General features: G+C 47.5%; 15 protein-coding genes. 10 read left to right on the top strand and 5 right to left on the bottom strand.

The window, feature by feature from the left end:
- Window positions 1-2 precede the first annotated feature (2 nt).
- Entirely contained in the window at window positions 3-758 is a 756-nt protein-coding gene (locus tag ABU165_RS12465; RefSeq protein ID WP_009795034.1) for a SurA N-terminal domain-containing protein, read from the top strand.
- Window positions 759-926: 168 nt separating this feature from the next.
- Here the strand turns inward: ABU165_RS12465 and ABU165_RS12460 are convergent, their stop codons facing one another.
- On the bottom strand, window positions 927-2,228 hold the full coding sequence (locus ABU165_RS12460) for an NCS2 family permease (RefSeq protein WP_009795035.1): 1,302 nt from the start codon (window positions 2,226-2,228) through the stop codon (window positions 927-929).
- Window positions 2,229-2,465: 237 nt separating this feature from the next.
- On the opposite strand from ABU165_RS12460, the gene ABU165_RS12455 reads away from it, so the two are divergent.
- Entirely contained in the window at window positions 2,466-4,109 is a 1,644-nt protein-coding gene (locus ABU165_RS12455) for a M20/M25/M40 family metallo-hydrolase (protein WP_022543527.1), read from the top strand.
- Between the two features lie 29 nt (window positions 4,110-4,138).
- On the opposite strand, the gene ABU165_RS12450 is transcribed toward ABU165_RS12455, so the two are convergent.
- On the bottom strand, window positions 4,139-6,019 hold the full coding sequence (locus ABU165_RS12450; RefSeq protein WP_318060182.1) for a beta/alpha barrel domain-containing protein: 1,881 nt from the start codon (window positions 6,017-6,019) through the stop codon (window positions 4,139-4,141).
- A gap of 182 nt (window positions 6,020-6,201) precedes the next feature.
- Here ABU165_RS12450 and ABU165_RS12445 point away from each other — a divergent pair, with 182 nt between their 5' ends.
- From ABU165_RS12445 to gnd, 6 genes are all read left to right on the top strand, one after another.
- Window positions 6,202-6,909 carry a response regulator transcription factor gene (locus ABU165_RS12445; protein ID WP_318060183.1) on the top strand — a complete coding sequence of 236 codons (708 nt, stop codon included), beginning with the start codon at window positions 6,202-6,204 and terminating at the stop codon, window positions 6,907-6,909.
- Window positions 6,906-8,279: a sensor histidine kinase gene (locus ABU165_RS12440; RefSeq protein ID WP_311225858.1), complete on the top strand. Its 1,374-nt coding sequence runs from the start codon at window positions 6,906-6,908 to the stop codon at window positions 8,277-8,279. Before ABU165_RS12445 ends, ABU165_RS12440 begins: the two co-directional genes overlap by 4 nt.
- Window positions 8,280-8,330: 51 nt before the next feature.
- Entirely contained in the window at window positions 8,331-10,031 is a 1,701-nt protein-coding gene (locus tag ABU165_RS12435; protein ID WP_224949868.1) for an IseA DL-endopeptidase inhibitor family protein, read from the top strand.
- 277 nt (window positions 10,032-10,308) lie between these two features.
- Window positions 10,309-11,280 (top strand): LacI family DNA-binding transcriptional regulator, encoded by a 972-nt coding sequence (locus ABU165_RS12430; RefSeq protein WP_318060184.1) that lies wholly within the window; start codon window positions 10,309-10,311, stop codon window positions 11,278-11,280.
- A 27-nt stretch (window positions 11,281-11,307) separates the two neighbouring features.
- Entirely contained in the window at window positions 11,308-11,874 is a 567-nt protein-coding gene (locus ABU165_RS12425) for a nucleotidyltransferase family protein (protein ID WP_101551068.1), read from the top strand.
- Window positions 11,875-11,993: 119 nt separating this feature from the next.
- Window positions 11,994-12,920, top strand: a complete 927-nt coding sequence (gene gnd / locus ABU165_RS12420) for a phosphogluconate dehydrogenase (NAD(+)-dependent, decarboxylating) (protein WP_263625375.1) — start codon at window positions 11,994-11,996, stop codon at window positions 12,918-12,920.
- 157 nt (window positions 12,921-13,077) lie between these two features.
- Here gnd and ABU165_RS12415 read toward each other — a convergent pair whose 3' ends face one another.
- A complete protein-coding gene (locus tag ABU165_RS12415) occupies window positions 13,078-13,926 on the bottom strand; it encodes a MurR/RpiR family transcriptional regulator (RefSeq protein ID WP_009795046.1) in 849 nt (282 codons plus the stop codon).
- Window positions 13,927-14,139: 213 nt separating this feature from the next.
- Between ABU165_RS12415 and ABU165_RS12410 the strand changes: the two genes are divergently transcribed.
- Window positions 14,140-15,483 (top strand): GntP family permease, encoded by a 1,344-nt coding sequence (locus ABU165_RS12410; protein ID WP_022543531.1) that lies wholly within the window; start codon window positions 14,140-14,142, stop codon window positions 15,481-15,483.
- A 156-nt stretch (window positions 15,484-15,639) separates the two neighbouring features.
- Complete coding sequence (gene gntK, locus ABU165_RS12405) at window positions 15,640-17,184, top strand: gluconokinase (protein WP_224949877.1); 1,545 nt, start codon at window positions 15,640-15,642, stop codon at window positions 17,182-17,184.
- 47 nt (window positions 17,185-17,231) lie between these two features.
- On the opposite strand, the gene ABU165_RS12400 is transcribed toward gntK, so the two are convergent.
- Entirely contained in the window at window positions 17,232-18,230 is a 999-nt protein-coding gene (locus tag ABU165_RS12400) for an inorganic phosphate transporter (RefSeq protein ID WP_009795050.1), read from the bottom strand.
- 13 nt (window positions 18,231-18,243) lie between these two features.
- Window positions 18,244-18,861: a DUF47 domain-containing protein gene (locus tag ABU165_RS12395; RefSeq protein ID WP_009795051.1), complete on the bottom strand. Its 618-nt coding sequence runs from the start codon at window positions 18,859-18,861 to the stop codon at window positions 18,244-18,246.
- Window positions 18,862-18,914 lie beyond the last annotated feature (53 nt).

Raw genomic sequence — 18,914 nt, 5'->3', positions numbered from 1 at the left:
TCATGAAGAAGATTAAATGGACGATGCTGGCAGTCTTGACCGCTGCCGTTTTAACTGCTTGCGGCGGGAACGAGGACAATGCTCAATCAGAAGATAAGAATGCAAGCAAGCAGGAAGAGAAGAGCCAGGAGGCCAGCATGAAGGAAATGCAGGAAAAACTGGACAAGCAAAAAGTCGATGAAAAAGAAACCGTTGCTGTTGTCAATGATGATAAAATTCTGGGCAAGGATTTTAACGGTATGCTCCAGAATGCTCAAATGAGCTACCAGATGAGCGGACAGGATCCAACTACCAAGGAAGCCTCAGAACAAATTAAGCAGCAGACAATAGACAGCCTGGTCGGACAAAGCTTAATCATGCAGGAAGCCGCTGAAAAAGGCTACAAGGCCTCAGAAGAAGAGGTGCAGGGCCAGCTGGATGAAATAAAGAAACAATACGAAGGCGATGACAAGAAATTTGCCGCTGCCCTAAAGGATGCGGGATTGACTGAAGAAGAGCTGAAGGGGCAAATCAGCGATTCTATCGTATCAAATAAGTATATCGATAAAGAAATTAAAGCAGATGCCGCTACAGAAGAAGAAGTAAAAGCATATTATGATCAAGTGAAAGCATCAACACCTGAAGGGCAATCAGTTCCGGAATACGAAGAAATAAAAACAAAAATCCAGGAACAGCTTAACGACCAAAAGAAACAGGAAGTACTGGTCAAACAGGTTGAAGATCTGAAAAAGGATGCCAAGGTTGAAGTACTGATATAAAAGAAAGAGCAGCTGCATATGCAGCTGCTCTTTTTGTCATTTCGATTGGTCCAGCTCCAAAGCCTAGCCCCTCGAGTCATAAGCCACTTTGGAACCGAAGGCAAAGAACGCCTTCAATTCCAAAGCGTCTTATGCTTGTCGCACCTGAACAGTGCCTCCGCATTTCTATCAATGCGGCAAAAACGCCAGCTGATAAAAGAACAATACGGCAAAAAGGTAAACAAGCGGGTGGACGTCGCGCCATTTTCCTTTTACGATTTTCATCAGCGGGTAGGAGATGAAGCCAAGTGCGATGCCTGTTGCGATGCTTGATGTCAGCGGCATGCTCAGGATGATCAGGAAGGCAGGGAATGCTTCATCCAGCTCATTCCATTTAATATGCGAAATGCTCCCCATCATCAGGCTGCCGACAATGATCAGTGCTGGTGCAGTGATGGCCGAAAGTCCGGATACCGCGCTTACGAGCGGACCGAAAAAGGCTGCAAGGACAAACAGACCAGCTACAGTCAGGGAGGTCAGGCCGGTCCGGCCGCCTGCGGCTACTCCTGAAGAAGATTCAATATATGCGGAGGTCGGGCTTGTACCGAACATTGCACCGATTGTGGTAGCGATGCTGTCAGAAAGAAGCGCCTCCCTCGCCCGCGGCATGGTATTGCCTTTCATGAGCCCGGCCTGCTGGGCCACGCCGATCATTGTTCCTGTTGTATCGAAGATCGTAACAAGCAGGAAAGAGAAGACGACTGCATACAGACTATGCTGGAAGACTTCCGCAAATGCTGACAGCGGATTGGCAATGATCAGGCCATCAGGAAGTGACGGCAGTGAAACAAATCCTTGCTCAAAGCTGAGCTGGCCGGTGAAAAAGGCAATCAGTCCGGTAGCGATCATTCCGAAAAACATTGCGCCATTTACATTCAATACCATAAGGACGAGTGTGACGGCCAGGCCGATAAGCGCAAGCACGGCAGATGGCTGATGAAGGTCCCCAAGTGCTACCAGATTGGTCGGATGGCTTGTAATGATGCCCGTAAGCCGCAGTCCGATAAAGGCAATGAACAAGCCGATCCCGGCCGTGATGCCATGCTTCAGATTTTCAGGAATCGCTTCAATCAGCTTCTTCCGGAAAGGGGTCAATGACAGGATGATAAAGATGATCCCGGCAACGAAAACGGCTGCAAATGCCGTCATATAATCAATATTTCCATGAGTGCCCACAACTGAATAGGCGAAATACGCATTCAAGCCCATTCCAGGGGCGATGGCTATCGGGTAATTGGCGAACAGGGCCATCCACAATGTCCCGGCAACAGCAGCAATGATGGTCGCTGTGAATACTTGCTCAAAAGGAACACCTGCATCTGAAAGGATGACAGGATTGACGACTACAATATAAACCATCGTCAAAAACGTTGTGATGCCTGCTAGAACCTCTGTTTTCACATTGGTTTGATAATCTTTAAGTTTAAACATAAAAAACCTCCGGAAATACGAACATTTAAAAAGCACAAATAATATAATATTCGTTTTTATAATGAAATTCAAGTGCTAATCATTATTATTCTGTAAAATGCCTGAATGCATTCGGTTTCACATAAACTTCAGCTTAAAACTGGTACCGGGAAAAAATTTAAATAATTTGAAAATGGGTTGATTATTGTATCCTGCAGACTTTACACTTATTTCAATTACTGAATGGGGGAATTTTGCATGTATGCAGAATTGCAGGGACTGACAATCTTTGAACAGGCGGAAAAGCTGACAGCAGAGCTCATCAAGCGGGATAGCTATACCAATACAGACGGTGAAAGAAAGAAGGCAGAATTTATTAAGGAGATCATCGGCACCTTTCCATATTTCAAAACCCGCCCAAGTTTTTGCTGGGAGCAGAAGATTGAAGCGGACCCTTTTTCCAGGAAAAATGTATTTGCTTTTATTAAAGGAAAGGGAAAGCAGACAATCCTCTATCATGCCCATTTTGATACGGTAGGGATTGAAGACTATGGCACATTAAAGCCCATTGCCCATGATCCGGACGGGCTGCAGGCTTTCTTTGCGCAATATGAAGCAGATATGGAGCTTTGTAGTGATGCAAGATCAGGTGAATGGCTTTTTGGCCGAGGGGCGCTTGATATGCAAAGCGGAATTGCTGTCCACCTGGCAAATCTCCTTTATTTTTCAGAGCATCCAGAGGAGCTTGACGGGAATTTGCTGGTCCTCTTCAATGCGGATGAAGAAGGCCAGCACACAGGCATTCGGGCTGCACTGGGGGAACTGCTCCGGCTCAAAGCAGAGCACGGGCTTCAATACCGGGCCAGCATCAATAATGACTTCATCTCCCCTCTGTTCGACGGAGACAGCAGAAAGTATATCTATGCAGGAACTGCCGGCAAGCTGCTGCCGTGTTTTTATATTGCAGGGAGAGAAGCGCATGCAGGCGAAAGCCTTGCAGGGCTTGACCCGACGATTGTAGCATCAGAGCTCAATCTAAGGATCAGCCAGAACTTCAATCTTGCGGAAAAGGTAGAAGATGAATTAATCCTGCCGCCGAGCTGCTTATATATGAAAGATGACAAAAAAAGCTATGATGTCCAGACAGCCGTAAGCTGCAAGCTGTATTTTAATTATTTTATCTATAATAAATCGCCTGTAGAGCTGATGAAGGAATTGAAGATGATTGCAATGGAAGCGTGCACTGACGCTGAGAGGAGGCTGTCGGAGAGCTATGAGCTATATCGGCGCACCAATAGCCTTCCCAGGGGAGGTCATGACTGGGGAATGGAGGTCATCACCTTTTCGGAAATGGTCCATTATCTTGATGGACTAGGGCTCGATCCTGTGAAAGCTGTGAGGGATAGCATTAAAGAAGCGGGAGAGTATGAAAATGATGAGCGGATGCTTGCATTCGCAGCTGTCGAGGCACTTCACCGGCTTGATCCCGAGAAAAAGCCGAGAGCAATCCTGTTCTTTGCACCTCCATTCCTTCCTGCGAATCACATTGAGGGTGGAATCATCCTGAGCTGTCTAGAAGAAGTGCTTAGAGAGGAGGAGATGCTGACAGGCGAGGAATTTAAACTGAGAAAGTATTTCCCTTACCTGTCTGATGCCAGCTTTCTTTCATACAGCGGGTCAGATAATGAAATTGGCTTGTTAAAGCAGAATTTCCCGGCAATGGACAAGCTCTTTCCCGTCCCGCTGGGAGAAATGAAAACACTGAATATTCCTTCCCTGAATATCGGAGTCTATGGAAAGGGAGGACATAAATGGACAGAAAGAGTCTACAAGCCATATACCTTTGGCATTCTGCCTGACCTGATCAGAAAGCTGACTGTCAGGCTGCTTCAAAGCGGCTGATCATAAGTCCCGTTCTTTAAAAGGCTGCCTCAGTCAGCAGCCTGATCCAGGAAAAATCTGCGTGTAAGCACAAGCCCTGCTATATAAAGCCCAAAAGCAAAATAGGCAGGGAGGAGATGATAAAAGGTGGTATAGCCGATATAAAAATGGGTAAGAATGCCTGCCGCAAAGGCAGGAATCCCGCCGATGAGGAGCATCCTCCACACCCACTTCTCACCTTGCCGGAAGCCCCATAGGGCGGTCATCAGCACCAGCAGGCCAACACTGAACAAAGCGCTGCCAAAACCGGCACGGTCATGGGCAATCAGCGGGATGAGCTTTTCATTGAGATTGTTCATCTGTTCAGGGGTCATGCAGATATATCCGATATCAGTCTGAACGAAAACACCGGTTGCACCTATGGCGGAAATGGATATCCCCCCAATAACAAAAGAAAAACCAAGGATGACAAAACACAGCTGCCCCCAGAGGCTTTTGCGCCAGGCTGCTGTGTTTTTTTTATTAATAGAACGAGGCCTTTGATTGGCTTCCTTTGAGTTCCGGAGCCCCAATAAAAAGAAGGGAAGCAGAATAAGCCAAAAAAGTCCGTGAAGCCAATCAAAGTAGCCGTATCCGATAAACAGCAGGATTCCGAGAAAACCAGTCACCGCGCCAGCATTGATGGCCTTCCGTGCCCAGTGGAGACCGTTCCTGGCACCGTGGCGGGCAAGCTCCATATAGAGGATTCCGCCGGAGATCATGGTCCCGGCGAGTGTCATCCGGTCGTGCAGCATAAATTTGATGAGCAGCGGGTTCATCAGTATAAGGTCTTCCCGGCTGATGCCAAGGAAATGTTCATCATAGGGAAGAATGACAGATGTCAGGCTGAAAAAAAGGGCGATCAGCCCGCCAATCAGGATGAAAAGACCAAACAGCCAATACAGCATCCAGCCTCCAAAATCCTCCCTTCCTGCATGAACCTCGAGGACTGCAGCCGCTTCATTGATCCTCTTTGGAAGCCCGGGCCCTGAGGAAACATATCCTCCCGACAGCATAATCAAGTCTGCTCCTGCTGTATATAATGAAATGGCATCCTCCGGCTCAAGGACTCCCCCGGAGATAATTGCAGGAAAGCCAGCTGGATATGCGTTTCTTATAGTCGATAAACAATCCGTGAAAGCTTCTGGAGCGCTCAATGGGAAGGTCTGCCTGCCGCCTGAAAAAGACGCCTCTTCATCTAATACAATCCCCTGAATCAGGTCTTCATCTGCCAAAGCGGCAATAATGGTTTGCTGCTTCCGGAAGGCAGCGGGGGAAGTGCCCAGGAGGACAGGTTTGCCTTTAAGAATACCGGCAATCTTTCTATAGTGATCCTGCTTAAACCTCCAACCGTTTTCAATGATCATTGCCGAAGCATATGGGCAAAGGCGTCCAGCCAGCTCGATAATTTCAGCTGCTGCCAAATCCATGCTGGAAGCAGGTGAATCTATTCTGATGAACAGCGGCTGATGGGCAGCTTTCATTTTTTCAAGCTGGGAGATCGTCCTATCCACTCCAATGGACTCCAGCGGGACAGGATAGGAAATCGATCCATCTTGATGCTTGACAGCGGTCCCGCTGGAAAGCTGCACTTCCATAGAAACAGGGCCGGCTTCCAGAAAACCGAAGCCGAGCCCGGTAAAAGCCTTTGTACCGGAAAGAAGGGGGTCCACTTTCCCGCTTAAGCCGACAGGCGATTGAAAGCTGTATCCAAGCATCGTCTTTTGAAGTTCAGGTGCCGGAGACATATGGCCAAGAAATTCAATGATGTGCCTGCCGCCCGGCAGCGATGAGAGAGTGTTCATCCCTTTATGGATAAATTCCCGTCCCGCTCCGCCCGGGAGCCTTTCCAGAATCGGTTTGAATATCGGATGATATGACCAGTCAGGCATCGTGTGCACCTCCCTGATGATTTTCTAATCCTAGTGTACTGGAAAACTTCCATTCTAACCAGAAGGCAGCGAGGGGCAGGACGGCATTTTTTTCTGAAAATACAAATGAAAATATTTTCCAAAATCAGTACCCGTTGTAAAATAAAATTATGAAATCAATTTGAATGTGCGAGGTCACTAGAATGATAGAAGGAAAAATCTTGGTTGTCGAGGATGAATTGCCGATCCGGAAGCTTATCTATTTTAATCTTGAAAGATCCAACTTCGAGGTCCTTGAAGCGGGAGATGGGAAAACGGCGTTGCAGCTTGCGGAGGATAAAAACCCTTCACTCGTGGTGCTGGATGTGATGCTTCCTGATATGGATGGTTTTGAAATATGTGCAAGGCTCAGGGAGCGGCACCCGGATCTGCCCATCATTATCCTATCTGCAAGAGGGCAGGATATGGACAAAATCATGGGTCTTGAAATCGGGGCAGATGACTATATTGTCAAGCCCTTCAACCCGCTTGAGCTTGCCGCAAGGATCCGCTCTGTTCTGAGGCGGACATCAAGGAATACTTCCCCGGTCCGTCCTGCAGCCTTAGAGCTGGGCCCTTACCTGCTTGAAGTCAAAACCCAGCGCCTGTATAAGTCGGGCAGGCTTGTAAAATTGACGGCAAGAGAATTCCAGCTGATGAAGTTTTTCCTGCAAAAGCGGAATGAGCCAGTCACTAGGGATGAGCTTCTTGACGAAGTGTGGGGATTGAATTATTTCGGTGATCCGAAAACAGTGGATGTCCATATCAGGAGGCTGCGGGAAAAAATAGAAGATGAACCATCAAGCCCTTTGTTTCTTAAAACGGTTTGGGGGTATGGCTATTGCTTTCAGGAAAGCGGGCATAAGTCATGAAAAATGGGATCGGAAAACGTCTTGCAGGAAGCTACCTTGTGATGATCATCATCACAGTGGCCCTTTTCGAGGCCGTCATCCTGTCAGCCCTGCGGCTTTATTATATGGGGGGTGTCAAGCAGGCGCTCAGGGATCAGGGGAGCATGTTCTCCGTTTATTATGAGCAATATTTCCAGACTAGGCCGCTCAAGGATTCTGCAGATCAGCTCCTGCAGCAGTACAATTTCCTCCTTGATGCAAAGGTGCAGATCGTCGGCAAGGATGGAGCACTGCTGTCAGGGAGCAGCCTGTCGGAAGGAAAAAGCCTGAAGGGTTTTCAGGATATAGAATCTGCCCTTTCCGGTACTACAGGCTATTGGACGGGGACCGAAGCTGGAGAAAAGCTTCTCTCTGTAGCAAGGCCAATCCTCGTTTCCGGAGAGCCGGTAGGTGCCATCAGGCTGACAACTTCACTCGAACAGCTTAATGAAGTTTTCCTGCAAAATGCATCAGCATTAATTATGATCGGACTCGCCGTCATCCTGATTGCCGGGATTATAAGCTATTTTCTGGCGAATACGATTATTAAGCCTGTAAGCCGTATAACAGAGGCTGCAGAACTGATGGCATCCGGAAAGTTTTCAGTGAGGATCAAGAAGGAGCGGGATGATGAAGTTGGCCTGCTTGCCGATACATTGAATTATATGGCCGAGGAAGCCGAAAAGCATGAGAAGCTGAAGAATGAATTTATTGCCTCTGTTTCCCATGAGCTGAGGACACCTTTGACCTCTGTCAAAGGATGGGCCCTTACACTCCGGAGCATGACGGATGAAAAGGTGTTCACCGAAGGATTGGATATCATTACAGACGAAAGTGAAAGGCTTAGCCATCTGCTCGGTGAATTGCTTGATCTATCAAGCCTTTCATCAGGGAAGGCGGGCTTTGTTTTTGAGCGTATCCTGCTGCAGAAAATGGTCCAGCAGACAGTCAATCAGCTTAGACCGCGGGCGAATCGCCAGAATATCCTTTTATCCAGTGAAATAACGGAAGAACCCCTTTTTTTAAATGCAGACAGAGATCGGCTGAAGCAGGTGCTGCTGAATGTTCTTGATAACAGCTTGAAGTTCACGCCTGCAGAGGGCACCATATCTGTCGCTCTGAAGCGGAAGGAAAAGGAAGCAGTCATTATCGTCAGTGATACAGGGGCAGGGATACCTTCCGATGAGCTGGAAGCAGTAAAGGAAAAGTTTTATAAAGGAAAAATCCATGGAGCAGGAACCGGACTTGGACTTGCAATCTGCCAGGAGATCATAGCGGCACACCAAGGGCAGTTTGAGCTGGCCAGTGAGAGAGGAAAGGGAACTGCCGCATATATCAGGCTGCCTTTGTAAGGATGGAAGAATGTATTTCCTTCTAGCCCTTGAGGGAGAGTGGAGGGGAAAATGAGAAAACTCAAACTTATAACCATACTGCTGGGCTTTTTGCTGCTTGGAGGGTGCACGTTTCTTCCTGAGCCGGTCAGCCTTATACAGGCGCCAAGGCCCCCGGCAGAAAAGATTCAGGAAAAAGAAAATCTTGAGCCTGTCGCCAAGCGGTTCCTCCCTGCAGATGCAATTTTAGCGGTTCCTGACAGGCCGGTTGGAGGAAGCAGCATACTGGAAGCGGATTTTGATGGAGATGGGTCACCGGAAGCGGCAGTTTTCTACAAGCTCAAAGGAGACCCCGGCAAACCAGGGACTCTTATTCTCAAAAAAGTGCAAAAAGAATGGACTTTGCAGGAAGATATAAAAGGCATTGGATTTGATGTTGGCTGGGGTGCGGCCGCCGACGTGACAGGGGATGGAGCGGATGAACTATTGCTGGGCTGGAGCATCGGCGCTTCAGCAGGAAGCACGCTCAATATTTTTTCCTTTGCTGAAGGCTCCCTGAAAAAGATTGGCCAGGAAAACTATCACGAGCTGGAAATGGTCCGCCCTGAAGAAGGATCTTTCTATTCATTGGCCGTCTGGGCACGCGATCTTGCTGACGTGTATCAGGTTGATATGCTGTCATGGGATGGCAGCCGCTTTGCTTCTGATAAAGAGCTGTATCCAGCTTACTTCCCTAAAGTTTCACAATATTATAAAGCAAGGACAGCTGAAGTCCCTGATGCAGCAATATACTGGTATTTCCTGGCTGAAGCGCAGGTGAAGGAAGGAAAGCCCGAAGAAGCAATCCAATCAATAGAAAAGGGCATGAACCTAAACATGATTATGCCGGGTTACAGCAAGTTTTCAGAGCTGAAAGACGAAATTATAGCAATGCTTGAAGACAGGGAGGGACAGGATACTGCTTTATATATTCCCGAACCTGACCTGACGCTCGCTATCCCGCTTGATTTGTTTCCTTATTTGGCTGTGGAGGGATCTCCCGGACCAAGCAATGAATACCGTTTATCTGCTAGCATCAAGCCCGAGGGGGAGGAAAAAGGGCAGCTGTTTGATATTGTGATTTATCCTAAAGATGCGGGAGAACCCATTGATGAAAAAGATATGCTGAAGCTTTTTGAGGATGACCGTTTTATATATATGGTCAGGAAAGGTTGGAAAAACCCCTATCCCCCGGGCAGTCCTGCTTTTGATCTTTACAGCTTGGCAGTATCCAAAAAGGATGAAATAATCTCCAGCCTGAAGAGGGGCTCTCCTGTACAGAAGCTCGAAAACCTGGAGGAAGAAATGCTGGCTGCTGCCATCAATGAAGCGGCACAAAAGCGCTGGCATGTTCAAAGCGGAGGCAATATAGAAGAAATGGAATCCATAACGATCAATGAATTGGACTATCGCTTTATGGGCAGGGATCTTGATTCAGAATCAAAGCTGATCCAGTATTTTTCATCTTCTTTTACAAACGAAGCCATTTCAGCTTATATCACTCATTCAGGCATCAAGGTCCACAATGGAAGACTCGTGCAGCCTAATGCAGACGGCGGGTCCATCATGGGCTATCAGCATGCAGAAATCCTTCAGATGAAGGATGCCGGTGACGTGAAAGAGTTTGATTTAAAGGCCCCGCTCGGTGATACACTTTTATACGAAACCTTTCATATTGAATTTGAAAAAACAAAAGCCGGCTGGAAAATTTCTTCTATGCCGGGAAGCTTTTAGTGCTTGAACCATCCCCTGCGGCCAGGGTTGGTTCATTTCTGTTATGCTGCTCATGTTATTTTTCATGATCCTTGCTGCTGCCTTTTCTCAGGCTTAAGCTATAGGCAGCAGCTGATATTATTGAAGCGCATAGGAACAGCAGGCATAAAATCCCTAGCATCCGGCATCCTCCTTCCTGAATTTCTCAAACCCTAAGAGGAGCATAAAGTATGAAATGCGTTCCAGCGCAAGTGAAAATGCAGCATGCTATAATGCTGATAAGCAAGGAGGTCAGGGGATGGCGAATATCAGAGAAATTGCCAAACTGGCAAACGTGTCTGTGTCAACAGTTTCCAGGGTGCTTAATAAGCATCCTTATGTGGCTGAAGAAAAGCGGCTGGCCGTCATGCAGGCCATTGAAAAACTTGATTATATCCAGAATATCAATGCAGTCCATCTGTCAAGAGGGAAGACCAAGACGGTAGGGGTTATGCTGCCATATGTGAATCATCCTTATTTTTCTTCCCTTCTGGAAGGAATTGGAGAGGAAGCGTTAAAGCATGAGTATGGGCTTCATCTTTTTCAGACTGCCTATGATCCTGATAAAGAAATAGAGGCACTCGCAAAGATGAAAATGAGGATGGTTGATGGGATGATCATTCTTTCCCGGAAAAGCAGCTGGAGCAAAATGGAGGAGTACTGCCTCAGCATGCCTGCAGTCATTTGTGAAAAGCTGGACCATCCTTCTGTCAGTGCTGTCTTTATCGACCATTATAAAGCGTTTCGCCAGGGGCTCGATCATCTGCTGTCTAAAGGGTATAGGAGAATCGGCTATTGCATTGCCAGGAGAACCGGCACAAACAGCAACCTCCGTTATCAGGCATTCTCTGAAGGACTGGCAGAACAGAATATCGCCGTTACAGAAGATTGGATTTTTGACAGATGCCTGGGCATTGAGGATGGCGAAAGGGTGGCCAGGCAGCTTTATGGGATGGCAGAGAGGCCGGACGCGCTGCTCGTCAGCAGCGATCAGGTGGCAGCCGGCATCATTGCGGAATGGAGCAAGCTGGGACTCAGGATACCAGGTGATCTTGCTGTTTTAAGCTTTGATAATCATCCGATTTCCAGGGCTTTGCAGATTACAACGATGGATCTGCCTGTAAACGAAATGGGCAAAACAGCTTTCAGGCTGTTCCTCGAAAAGCTCACGAGCGGACAGGTAAAACAGATGGAGGCAGAAGCAGCCCTGATTGAAAGGAAAACTGTCTGAAGGGACATGCTGCCGGGGAGTGAGTGTATGGAATTAAACAGTGAAGAAGATATAGTAAAGGCCATTCAGGAGGACGGCTGGATGATGGACATCCTGAAAGCGGCTGAAGCTGCCGGGCTGCCGGACTGGTGGATTTGTGCCGGGTTTGTCCGCTCTAAGATATGGGATGTTTTGCATGATATCCGGGAGAGAACGCCTCTCCCGGATATCGATGTCATATATTTCGATAAAGAAAATACTGGTGAAGCTTCTGAAAAGGAGGCTGAACAGCTGCTGGGGAGGCTGCTGCCCGGTGTTCCATGGTCCGTGAAAAATCAGGCAAGGATGGCTGTCCGGAACGGGATGCCTCCTTACGCTTCTTCTATTGATGCTGTTTCCAAATTTCCTGAAACAGCAACTGCGCTTGCTGTTACCCTGGATCAGGGCCGCCTTAAATTGGGTGCCCCCTGGGGAGTGGAAGATGCCGTCAGCGGAGTGGTCAGGCCGACCAGTTTTTTCCTGGAGAATGAAGAGAAAAGGGAAATATACCGCCAGAGGATAATAAAGAAAAAATGGCATCTCAGCTGGAGCGGGCTGTGCATTCAGCAGATTTAAAAGGGCTATAAAATAATCCAGCAGAAATAGGGCATGAATAAGGTAATTGGGCAGAGGTTGTAGTGATTGATTTTTGGAGATAAAATGTTATAGTTGAAAAGGATTTTAATCAAAGGCTTATGCTGTACATAGGAGGAAGAAACGTGAAGCTAGGTATAATCGGACTGGGCAAAATGGGATATAATCTTGCCCTTAATATGAGAGACAAAGGCCATGAAGTGGTGGCTAATGATGTAAATACAGAAGCAATGGAAAAGATTTCGGCAGAAGGCGTCGCGACGGCAGCTTCGATAGAAGAGCTTGCAGCAAAGCTCCCTTCTCCTAAGGTCATCTGGATGATGGTGCCTGCTGGCGACATCACAGAAAAGGTTCTGAGCAGTGCAGCAGCCGTGCTGACAGAAGGAGATATCATCATTGACGGCGGAAACTCCAACTACAAGGAAACTCTGCGCCGCGGAGATGAGCTGGCAGAGAAGGGCATCCATTATATCGACTGCGGAACAAGCGGCGGCCAGGAAGGTGCACGCCATGGCGTCTGCACGATGATTGGCGGCGACAAAGAAGCTTTCAGCCAGGTTGAGCAGCTGTTTGCTGATATTTCTGTTCCAAACGGCTATCTTTACTCTGGAAAGCGCGGCAGCGGCCACTTCCTGAAAATGGTCCACAATGGCATTGAGTACGGAATGATGCAAGCTTTTGCCGAAGGCTTTGAAATTCTTGAAAAAAGCAATTTCGACTATGACTACAAAGAAGTATCGCGTGTATGGAATAATGGTTCTGTCATCCGTTCATGGCTGTCTGAGCTTCTGGAGAATGCGTTCAGCAAAGATCCTAAGCTTGAAGGCATCAGAGGTGTCATGAATTCTTCAGGCGAAGGCAAATGGACAGTAGAGGCAGCACTTGACTTCCAGGCGTCTGCCCCGGTTATTGCGATGTCCCAGTTCATGCGCTATCGCTCACTTGAGGATGATACATTCCACGGTAAGGTAGTGGCAGCACTCAGGAATGAATTCGGCGGCCATGCGGTCGTAAAAAGCGGCGAATAATAAAAAATGATCCTGCCTAAGCAGGATCTGAAGACTGCAGATAAATTCAATGAAAATTGAATGTCTGCAGTCTTTTTTTTGCTGGTTATGCTGTGAATTTTGCTGTTCACAGCCGTACCTGAAATACGCAGCATATAAAGCGTTTTCATTTTCGGGGTTAAATCCGTTTTGAAGAGATGGCATTTCTCATTTTCCGAAGTGCCTGCTTTCCTTCATCTTTGCGGGCGATCATGACGTTTACATATAAGGCGTCAATGATGCTCAGCTGGGCAATGCGGGATGACAGGGCCTCTGAGCGGTAGTCTGTTTCTTCAGCAACCGTGTAAAGGGCGATGTCGGCCTGCTGGGTCAGCGGGGTTTTGGCAAAGTTGGTGATGCTGATCGTCCTGGCGCCGTTTTCCTTGGCCACCTTCAGCACTCCGATCATATCCTTCGTTGCCCCTGAATGGGAAATGAACACGGCCGTATCTTTATCGGAAAGCTGGGAAGCTGACATGAGCTGCAAATGGGAATCACTGTTGGCATGAACGGTAAGTCCGGTCCGGATGAATTTGTGGTAGGCATCCTGGGCAATGATTCCTGAGCCCCCGCTTCCGAAAAACTCAACCTTTTCCGCCTGCAGGATTGCTTCCACAGCCATTTCAAAAGCGCCTCCTCTTATCAGCTTCAAGGTATCCTCCAATGTATTGATGTTTGAGCGGAACACTTTTTCCGAGACCGTAAGAATGTCATCCTCCTCCTGGATCGTCTCATGGATATCCTTTATCGGTGCGACAATCTCAGAGGCAAGGGCTATTTTCAGCGCCTGATAGCCTTTGAAGCCAATCCTTTTGCAGAAGCGGAAAACCGTTGAATCTGCAATCCCTAAATCATCTGCCAGCTGATTGATGGAGCTGTGGACTATTTTTTCGGGGTTGTCCAAAATATAGTCAGCAATTCTTTTTTCTTTATCACTGAATTTGGAATAATGGGTTTTAATGCGGGCAAAGCAATAAAGAGTTTCCATTGATGCACTCCCTATCAAATTTTTCTATAGTACTATTATAAAAGAAAAAATTTTCTTTGAAAACGGTTGCAATTAGAAAAATATTTTATATAATAAAAACATAAGGCGAAAGAATTTTTTTTCGTTGGTTAATAGATAAAGAAGAAAATTATTTCGTATTCTGCCAAATTATTAGAAATCAAAATGTAAGCGTTTAATAGGGGAGGAACAAAAATGTCTGGTTCAATGCTTATTTTAGTAGCAATGGCAGGAATCTTCCTGCTGCTGTTTCTTGTAATGAAAACCAAGCTCCATGCTTTCGTCGCATTGCTCCTTGTCAGCCTGCTTGTAGGGATTGCTGCAGGAATGCCGCTTGGAGGCGTCATCGAATCTGTCCAGAATGGCATGGGGGGAACCCTCGGGTTTGTGGCTGTCGTAGTCGGGCTCGGGGCTATGTTCGGCCGGATGCTCGAGGTTTCCGGCGGTGCTGAGCGCCTGGCACAGACGATGATCAAGAAATTCGGGGAAGATAAAGCACAGTGGGCCCTGGGCATCACGGGCTTCATTGTAGCCATACCAGTATTCTTTGATGTCGGCTTCATTATCCTTGTGCCGATTGTCTACGGGCTTGCCAAGAAAACTGGTAAATCCCTTCTATACTACGGGATACCGCTGCTGGCCGGATTGGCTGTCACACACAGCTTCATTCCGCCCACTCCGGGCCCAATCGCGGTAGCTGACCTGATTGGTGCAGACTTGGGCTGGGTGATCCTGTTTGGTATTTTAGCAGGTATACCTTCCATGATCATCGCTGGTCCGCTGTTCGGTAAATTTATTGCCAAAAGGATTCATGTCACCATTCCGGAATATATGAATATTGAAGAAAAAGAATATGATAGGGAACTTCCAAGCTTTGGAATGATTGCAAGCATCATCTTCATCCCGCTTGTACTGATTTTAATTAATACAGTGTCCGGTGTTGTACTTGATGAAGGGAACGGCTTGCGTGCCGTATTCACTTTCATGGGACATCCATTTGTTGCTCTGACGCTGGCTACACTGCTGGCATTCTATTTCCTTGGGACGAAGCGCGGCTACTCCCGTCAGGAGGTACAGGATATTGCGACAAAATCTCTTGAGCCAGCCGGGATCATCATCCTTGTAACCGGTGCCGGCGGTGTCTTCAAACAGGTTCTGATTGATTCAGGCGTTGGACAGGTTCTTGGGGATATGATGGCTTCTTCATCACTGCCGCCGATCCTGCTCGCATTCCTGATTGCTACATTTGTGCGTGTGGCCCAGGGTTCGGCAACGGTAGCGATGGTAACAGCAGCAGGCCTTATTGCCCCGCTTATTGAAATCATGGGACTGGAAGGGCCGGTCCTTGGATTGATTGTAATCTCTATCGCGGCAGGCGCAACCATTTTCTCGCATGTCAACGACTCAGGGTTCTGGCTTGTTAACCGCTACTTCGGCCTTGATGTTAAGGACACGCTGAAGTCCTGGACTGTCATGGAAAGCTTGATTGCCATTGTCGGATTCCTGGTTGTATTTATAATCGGATTCTTCATTTCTTAAACAGAGGCAGATAAATATAAAGGAAAAAGGGAGCGGGAGCGCTTCCTTCTTCTGCTTTCCGGACCTGCTGCCCCGGGAGGGATCCATATCGGTGTATGTTATTTTTGATTCGTTGTAAACTTAAAAAGAGAGCTTTAAAAGATTGGAGAGGTTCATATGACAGCTGAAAAATATATGCTAGGAGTGGACATCGGGACGACGAGCACAAAGTCTGTCCTTTTTAATAAAGAAGGCAAGGTGGCTGCCAAGCATTCCATCGGCTATCCTTTACATACGCCAAGCCCCTCGGCTGCAGAGCAGGATCCGGATATCATCCTGGCAGCTGTGGCCGGCACCCTAAAAGCCTGCATGGAAGAAGGGGGCATCAGTTCAGCCGACCTGCTGTGCGTGAGCTTCAGTTCTGCCATGCACAGCGTCATTGCTGTGGATGGGGATGGGATACCCCTGACCAAAAGCATCACATGGGCGGATAACAGGAGCGCCGGATGGGCCGAGAAAATCAAACGCGACCTGAACGGCCATGAAATCTACTTGAGGACAGGTACACCTATCCATCCTATGTCACCATTATCCAAACTGCTCTGGATGAAAAATGAGGAGAAAGAAATCTATAATCAGGCGGCGAAATTTATCTCAATCAAGGAATATGTATTCTTCAAATTCTTTGGCGAGTATATTGTCGATTATTCCATTGCGTCTGCAACAGGCATGTTCAATCTAAAAGATCTGTCGTGGGATGCTGAAGCGCTGGAGGTAGCCGGAATTCAGGGGGATAAGCTTTCAGAGCCGGTCCCGACAACCTATACTCTGAAAGGCCTGAAAGAGGAATATCAGAAGCTGACAGGACTTGATGCCTCGGTGCCTTTTGTAGCGGGAGCGAGCGACGGGGTACTATCAAATCTTGGAGTCAACGCGATCGATCCAGGCGTCGTAGCTGTTACAATCGGAACAAGCGGAGCCATCCGGGCTGTGACCGATAGGCCTGTGACAGATCCGAAAGGAAGGATTTTCTGCTATGCGCTCACTGAAAAGCATTGGGTGATAGGAGGACCGGTCAATAATGGCGGCATGATTTTCCGCTGGGTCCGGGACGAACTTGCTGCCTCCGAGGTGGAGACTGCCAAGAGGCTGGGAATGGATGCCTATGATGTGCTGACAAAGATTGCGGCTGCGGTCCGCCCCGGCGCGGACGGCCTTATCTTCCATCCATATATGACAGGCGAAAGAGCACCGTTATGGAACAGCAATGCAAGAGGTTCGTTTTTCGGACTCAGTCTTCACCATAAAAAAGAGCATATGATCCGCTCTGTTCTTGAGGGGGTTATTTATAATCTGTTCACCGTCCTGCTGGCCCTGGAGGAACTGATCGGGGAGCCGAAGAAAATCCAGGCGACAGGCGGATTTGCAAGATCTGAGCTGTGGAGGCAGATGATGGCTGATATTTTCAATCAGGAGGTCGTCGTGCCTGAGAGCTATGAAAGCTCCTGCCTGGGCGCTGCCATCCTGGGCTTGTATGCCGTCGGTGAAATCGAGGATCTGAGCATTGTGTCAGGCATGGTGGGGGATACCTTCAGCCATAAGCCGAATCCAGAGAATGCAGCTGTTTACCAGGAGCTGCTCCCGGTCTTCATCCGCCTATCCAGAGCACTTGAAGGCGAATATGAGAACATAGCCCGCTTCCAGAAAAAGCATCTGGGATGAAAAAAAAGCTATTGGAGATTGGCTCCAATAGCTTTTTTGCTGTTTGTTTAGAAAATTGCATTCAGCAATAAGTACACAAGACCTGCAATCGTAGCGGAAATCGGCAGGGTGATGACCCAGGTGATCAGCATCCGCTGTGCCGTGCCCCATTTAACGCCTTTTAGGCGGTGGGCTGATCCCACTCCAAGAATGGAAGAAGAAATGACATGGGTTGTACTGACCGGCAGGTGTATTGCCGTTGCACCGAAGATGATGGCTGCGCCGGTCAAATCAGCTGCAACACCGTTGATAGGGCGAATTTTCATGATCTTGCCGCCGACAGTCTTGATGATTTTCCAGCCGCCGACTGAAGTACCAAGCCCCATTGCCAAGGCACAGGAGAACTGGACCCAGAACGGGATATCATCAGTTGTGACATAGTTATTGGCAATGAGCGCCATTGTAATGATCCCCATTGCTTTCTGGGCATCGTTCGTACCATGTGTGTATGACTGCAGGGCCGCAGTGAAAATCTGGAACAGGCGGAAATTCCTGTTTGTTTTAGTCAGGTTATTGTGTTTAAAAACAATTTTAAAAATGCTATATACGATGAATCCAACAACAAATGCGATGAGCGGAGAGAAAATCAGCGCCTGGATGATTTTCATGAAGCCCCCGTAATTAAGGGCCTGGAATCCTGCTGCTGCTATCGCAGCGCCTGCAATGGAGCCGATAATCGCATGAGATGAACTGCTCGGAATTCCGTAATACCAAGTGAGCAAATTCCAAAAGATCGCAGCAATTAATGCTGCCAGGATGACAATTGATCCGTTCTGCAGAGTGAAGGGATCAACAATATCTTTTGTAATGGTCTTGGCTACTCCTGTAAAGGTCATAGCCCCGACAAAGTTCATCGTGGCGGCAAGAATAATGGCATGCCTTGGCTTCAGTGCTTTCGTTGAGACGGCTGTAGCAATGGCGTTGGCTGTATCATGGAAGCCGTTAATAAAGTCGAAGGCCAATGCCCCTATGACAATCAGTATGGTTATGATGAATATGGAATCCATTTATGAAAGCTCCTTACGCATTCTTCATGATGATGGTTTCTAGAGTGTTGGCGACATTCTGGCAGCTGTCAGCGATGTCTTCCAGGTTTTCATAAATTTCTTTATATTGAATGATGCGGATCGGATCTTTTTCAACTGAAAATAAGTGCTTGATGGACTGGCGCAGGACCCCGTCACATTTTGATTCGTAATCCTTGATTTTGATGGCATGCTCTCTGATATCAAGAAGCTTTTTGGTTGAAAGCAGCTCTACGGCCTTTTCGATTTCCAATGAACAGCTGCGGATGGCATCAACAAATTTAAGCATATAATCGTCTGCCTGTGTAATCGAGTACATCTCAAACAAGGCAGCACAATGTTCAATCCCATCAAGGACATCATCCATGCTCATCGCAAGGTGGAGGATATCTTCACGCTCGATCGGAGTGATAAAAGCATTATTAAGTTCTTTGATGACCTCGTGGACAAATGTGTCGCCTTTTGTTTCATACTCTTTCATCGTTTCGGAAAAAATCTTCAGATCACTGACGTTTTTCAATTTGTAATCGGCAAAATAGTGAGCTCCCTCTTTTACGTTGGAAGAGATGCTGCTCAACAAAATTGCAAACTTGTCCTTCTTCTTGAAAACCATATTTAAACCCCCATTTGTTAAATGCCTAGAACCAAAAGCTGCTTAAGCGGATG

Origin of the sequence: Cytobacillus sp. T106, assembly GCF_040492155.1 — a bacterium.
Classification (GTDB): domain Bacteria; phylum Bacillota; class Bacilli; order Bacillales; family Cytobacillaceae; genus Bacillus_AB; species Bacillus_AB infantis.
This window is presented reverse-complemented; position numbering and strand designations above follow the sequence as displayed.

Excerpts from the sequence above, each read along its gene's own strand:
- ABU165_RS12445 (WP_318060183.1), top strand. The coding sequence starts at position 6,202 with ATGATAGAAGGAAAAATCTTGGTTGTCGAGGATGAATTGCCGATCCGG.
- ABU165_RS12425 (WP_101551068.1), top strand. The coding sequence starts at position 11,308 with ATGGAATTAAACAGTGAAGAAGATATAGTAAAGGCCATTCAGGAGGAC.
- ABU165_RS12460 (WP_009795035.1), bottom strand. The coding sequence starts at position 2,228 with ATGTTTAAACTTAAAGATTATCAAACCAATGTGAAAACAGAGGTTCTA.
- ABU165_RS12410 (WP_022543531.1), top strand. The coding sequence starts at position 14,140 with ATGTCTGGTTCAATGCTTATTTTAGTAGCAATGGCAGGAATCTTCCTG.
- ABU165_RS12465 (WP_009795034.1), top strand. The coding sequence starts at position 3 with ATGAAGAAGATTAAATGGACGATGCTGGCAGTCTTGACCGCTGCCGTT.
- ABU165_RS12450 (WP_318060182.1), bottom strand. The coding sequence starts at position 6,019 with ATGCCTGACTGGTCATATCATCCGATATTCAAACCGATTCTGGAAAGG.
- ABU165_RS12440 (WP_311225858.1), top strand. The coding sequence starts at position 6,906 with ATGAAAAATGGGATCGGAAAACGTCTTGCAGGAAGCTACCTTGTGATG.
- ABU165_RS12395 (WP_009795051.1), bottom strand. The coding sequence starts at position 18,861 with ATGGTTTTCAAGAAGAAGGACAAGTTTGCAATTTTGTTGAGCAGCATC.
- ABU165_RS12430 (WP_318060184.1), top strand. The coding sequence starts at position 10,309 with ATGGCGAATATCAGAGAAATTGCCAAACTGGCAAACGTGTCTGTGTCA.
- ABU165_RS12415 (WP_009795046.1), bottom strand. The coding sequence starts at position 13,926 with ATGGAAACTCTTTATTGCTTTGCCCGCATTAAAACCCATTATTCCAAA.
- gnd (WP_263625375.1), top strand. The coding sequence starts at position 11,994 with ATGCTGTACATAGGAGGAAGAAACGTGAAGCTAGGTATAATCGGACTG.
- ABU165_RS12455 (WP_022543527.1), top strand. The coding sequence starts at position 2,466 with ATGTATGCAGAATTGCAGGGACTGACAATCTTTGAACAGGCGGAAAAG.
- ABU165_RS12400 (WP_009795050.1), bottom strand. The coding sequence starts at position 18,230 with ATGGATTCCATATTCATCATAACCATACTGATTGTCATAGGGGCATTG.
- ABU165_RS12435 (WP_224949868.1), top strand. The coding sequence starts at position 8,331 with ATGAGAAAACTCAAACTTATAACCATACTGCTGGGCTTTTTGCTGCTT.
- gntK (WP_224949877.1), top strand. The coding sequence starts at position 15,640 with ATGACAGCTGAAAAATATATGCTAGGAGTGGACATCGGGACGACGAGC.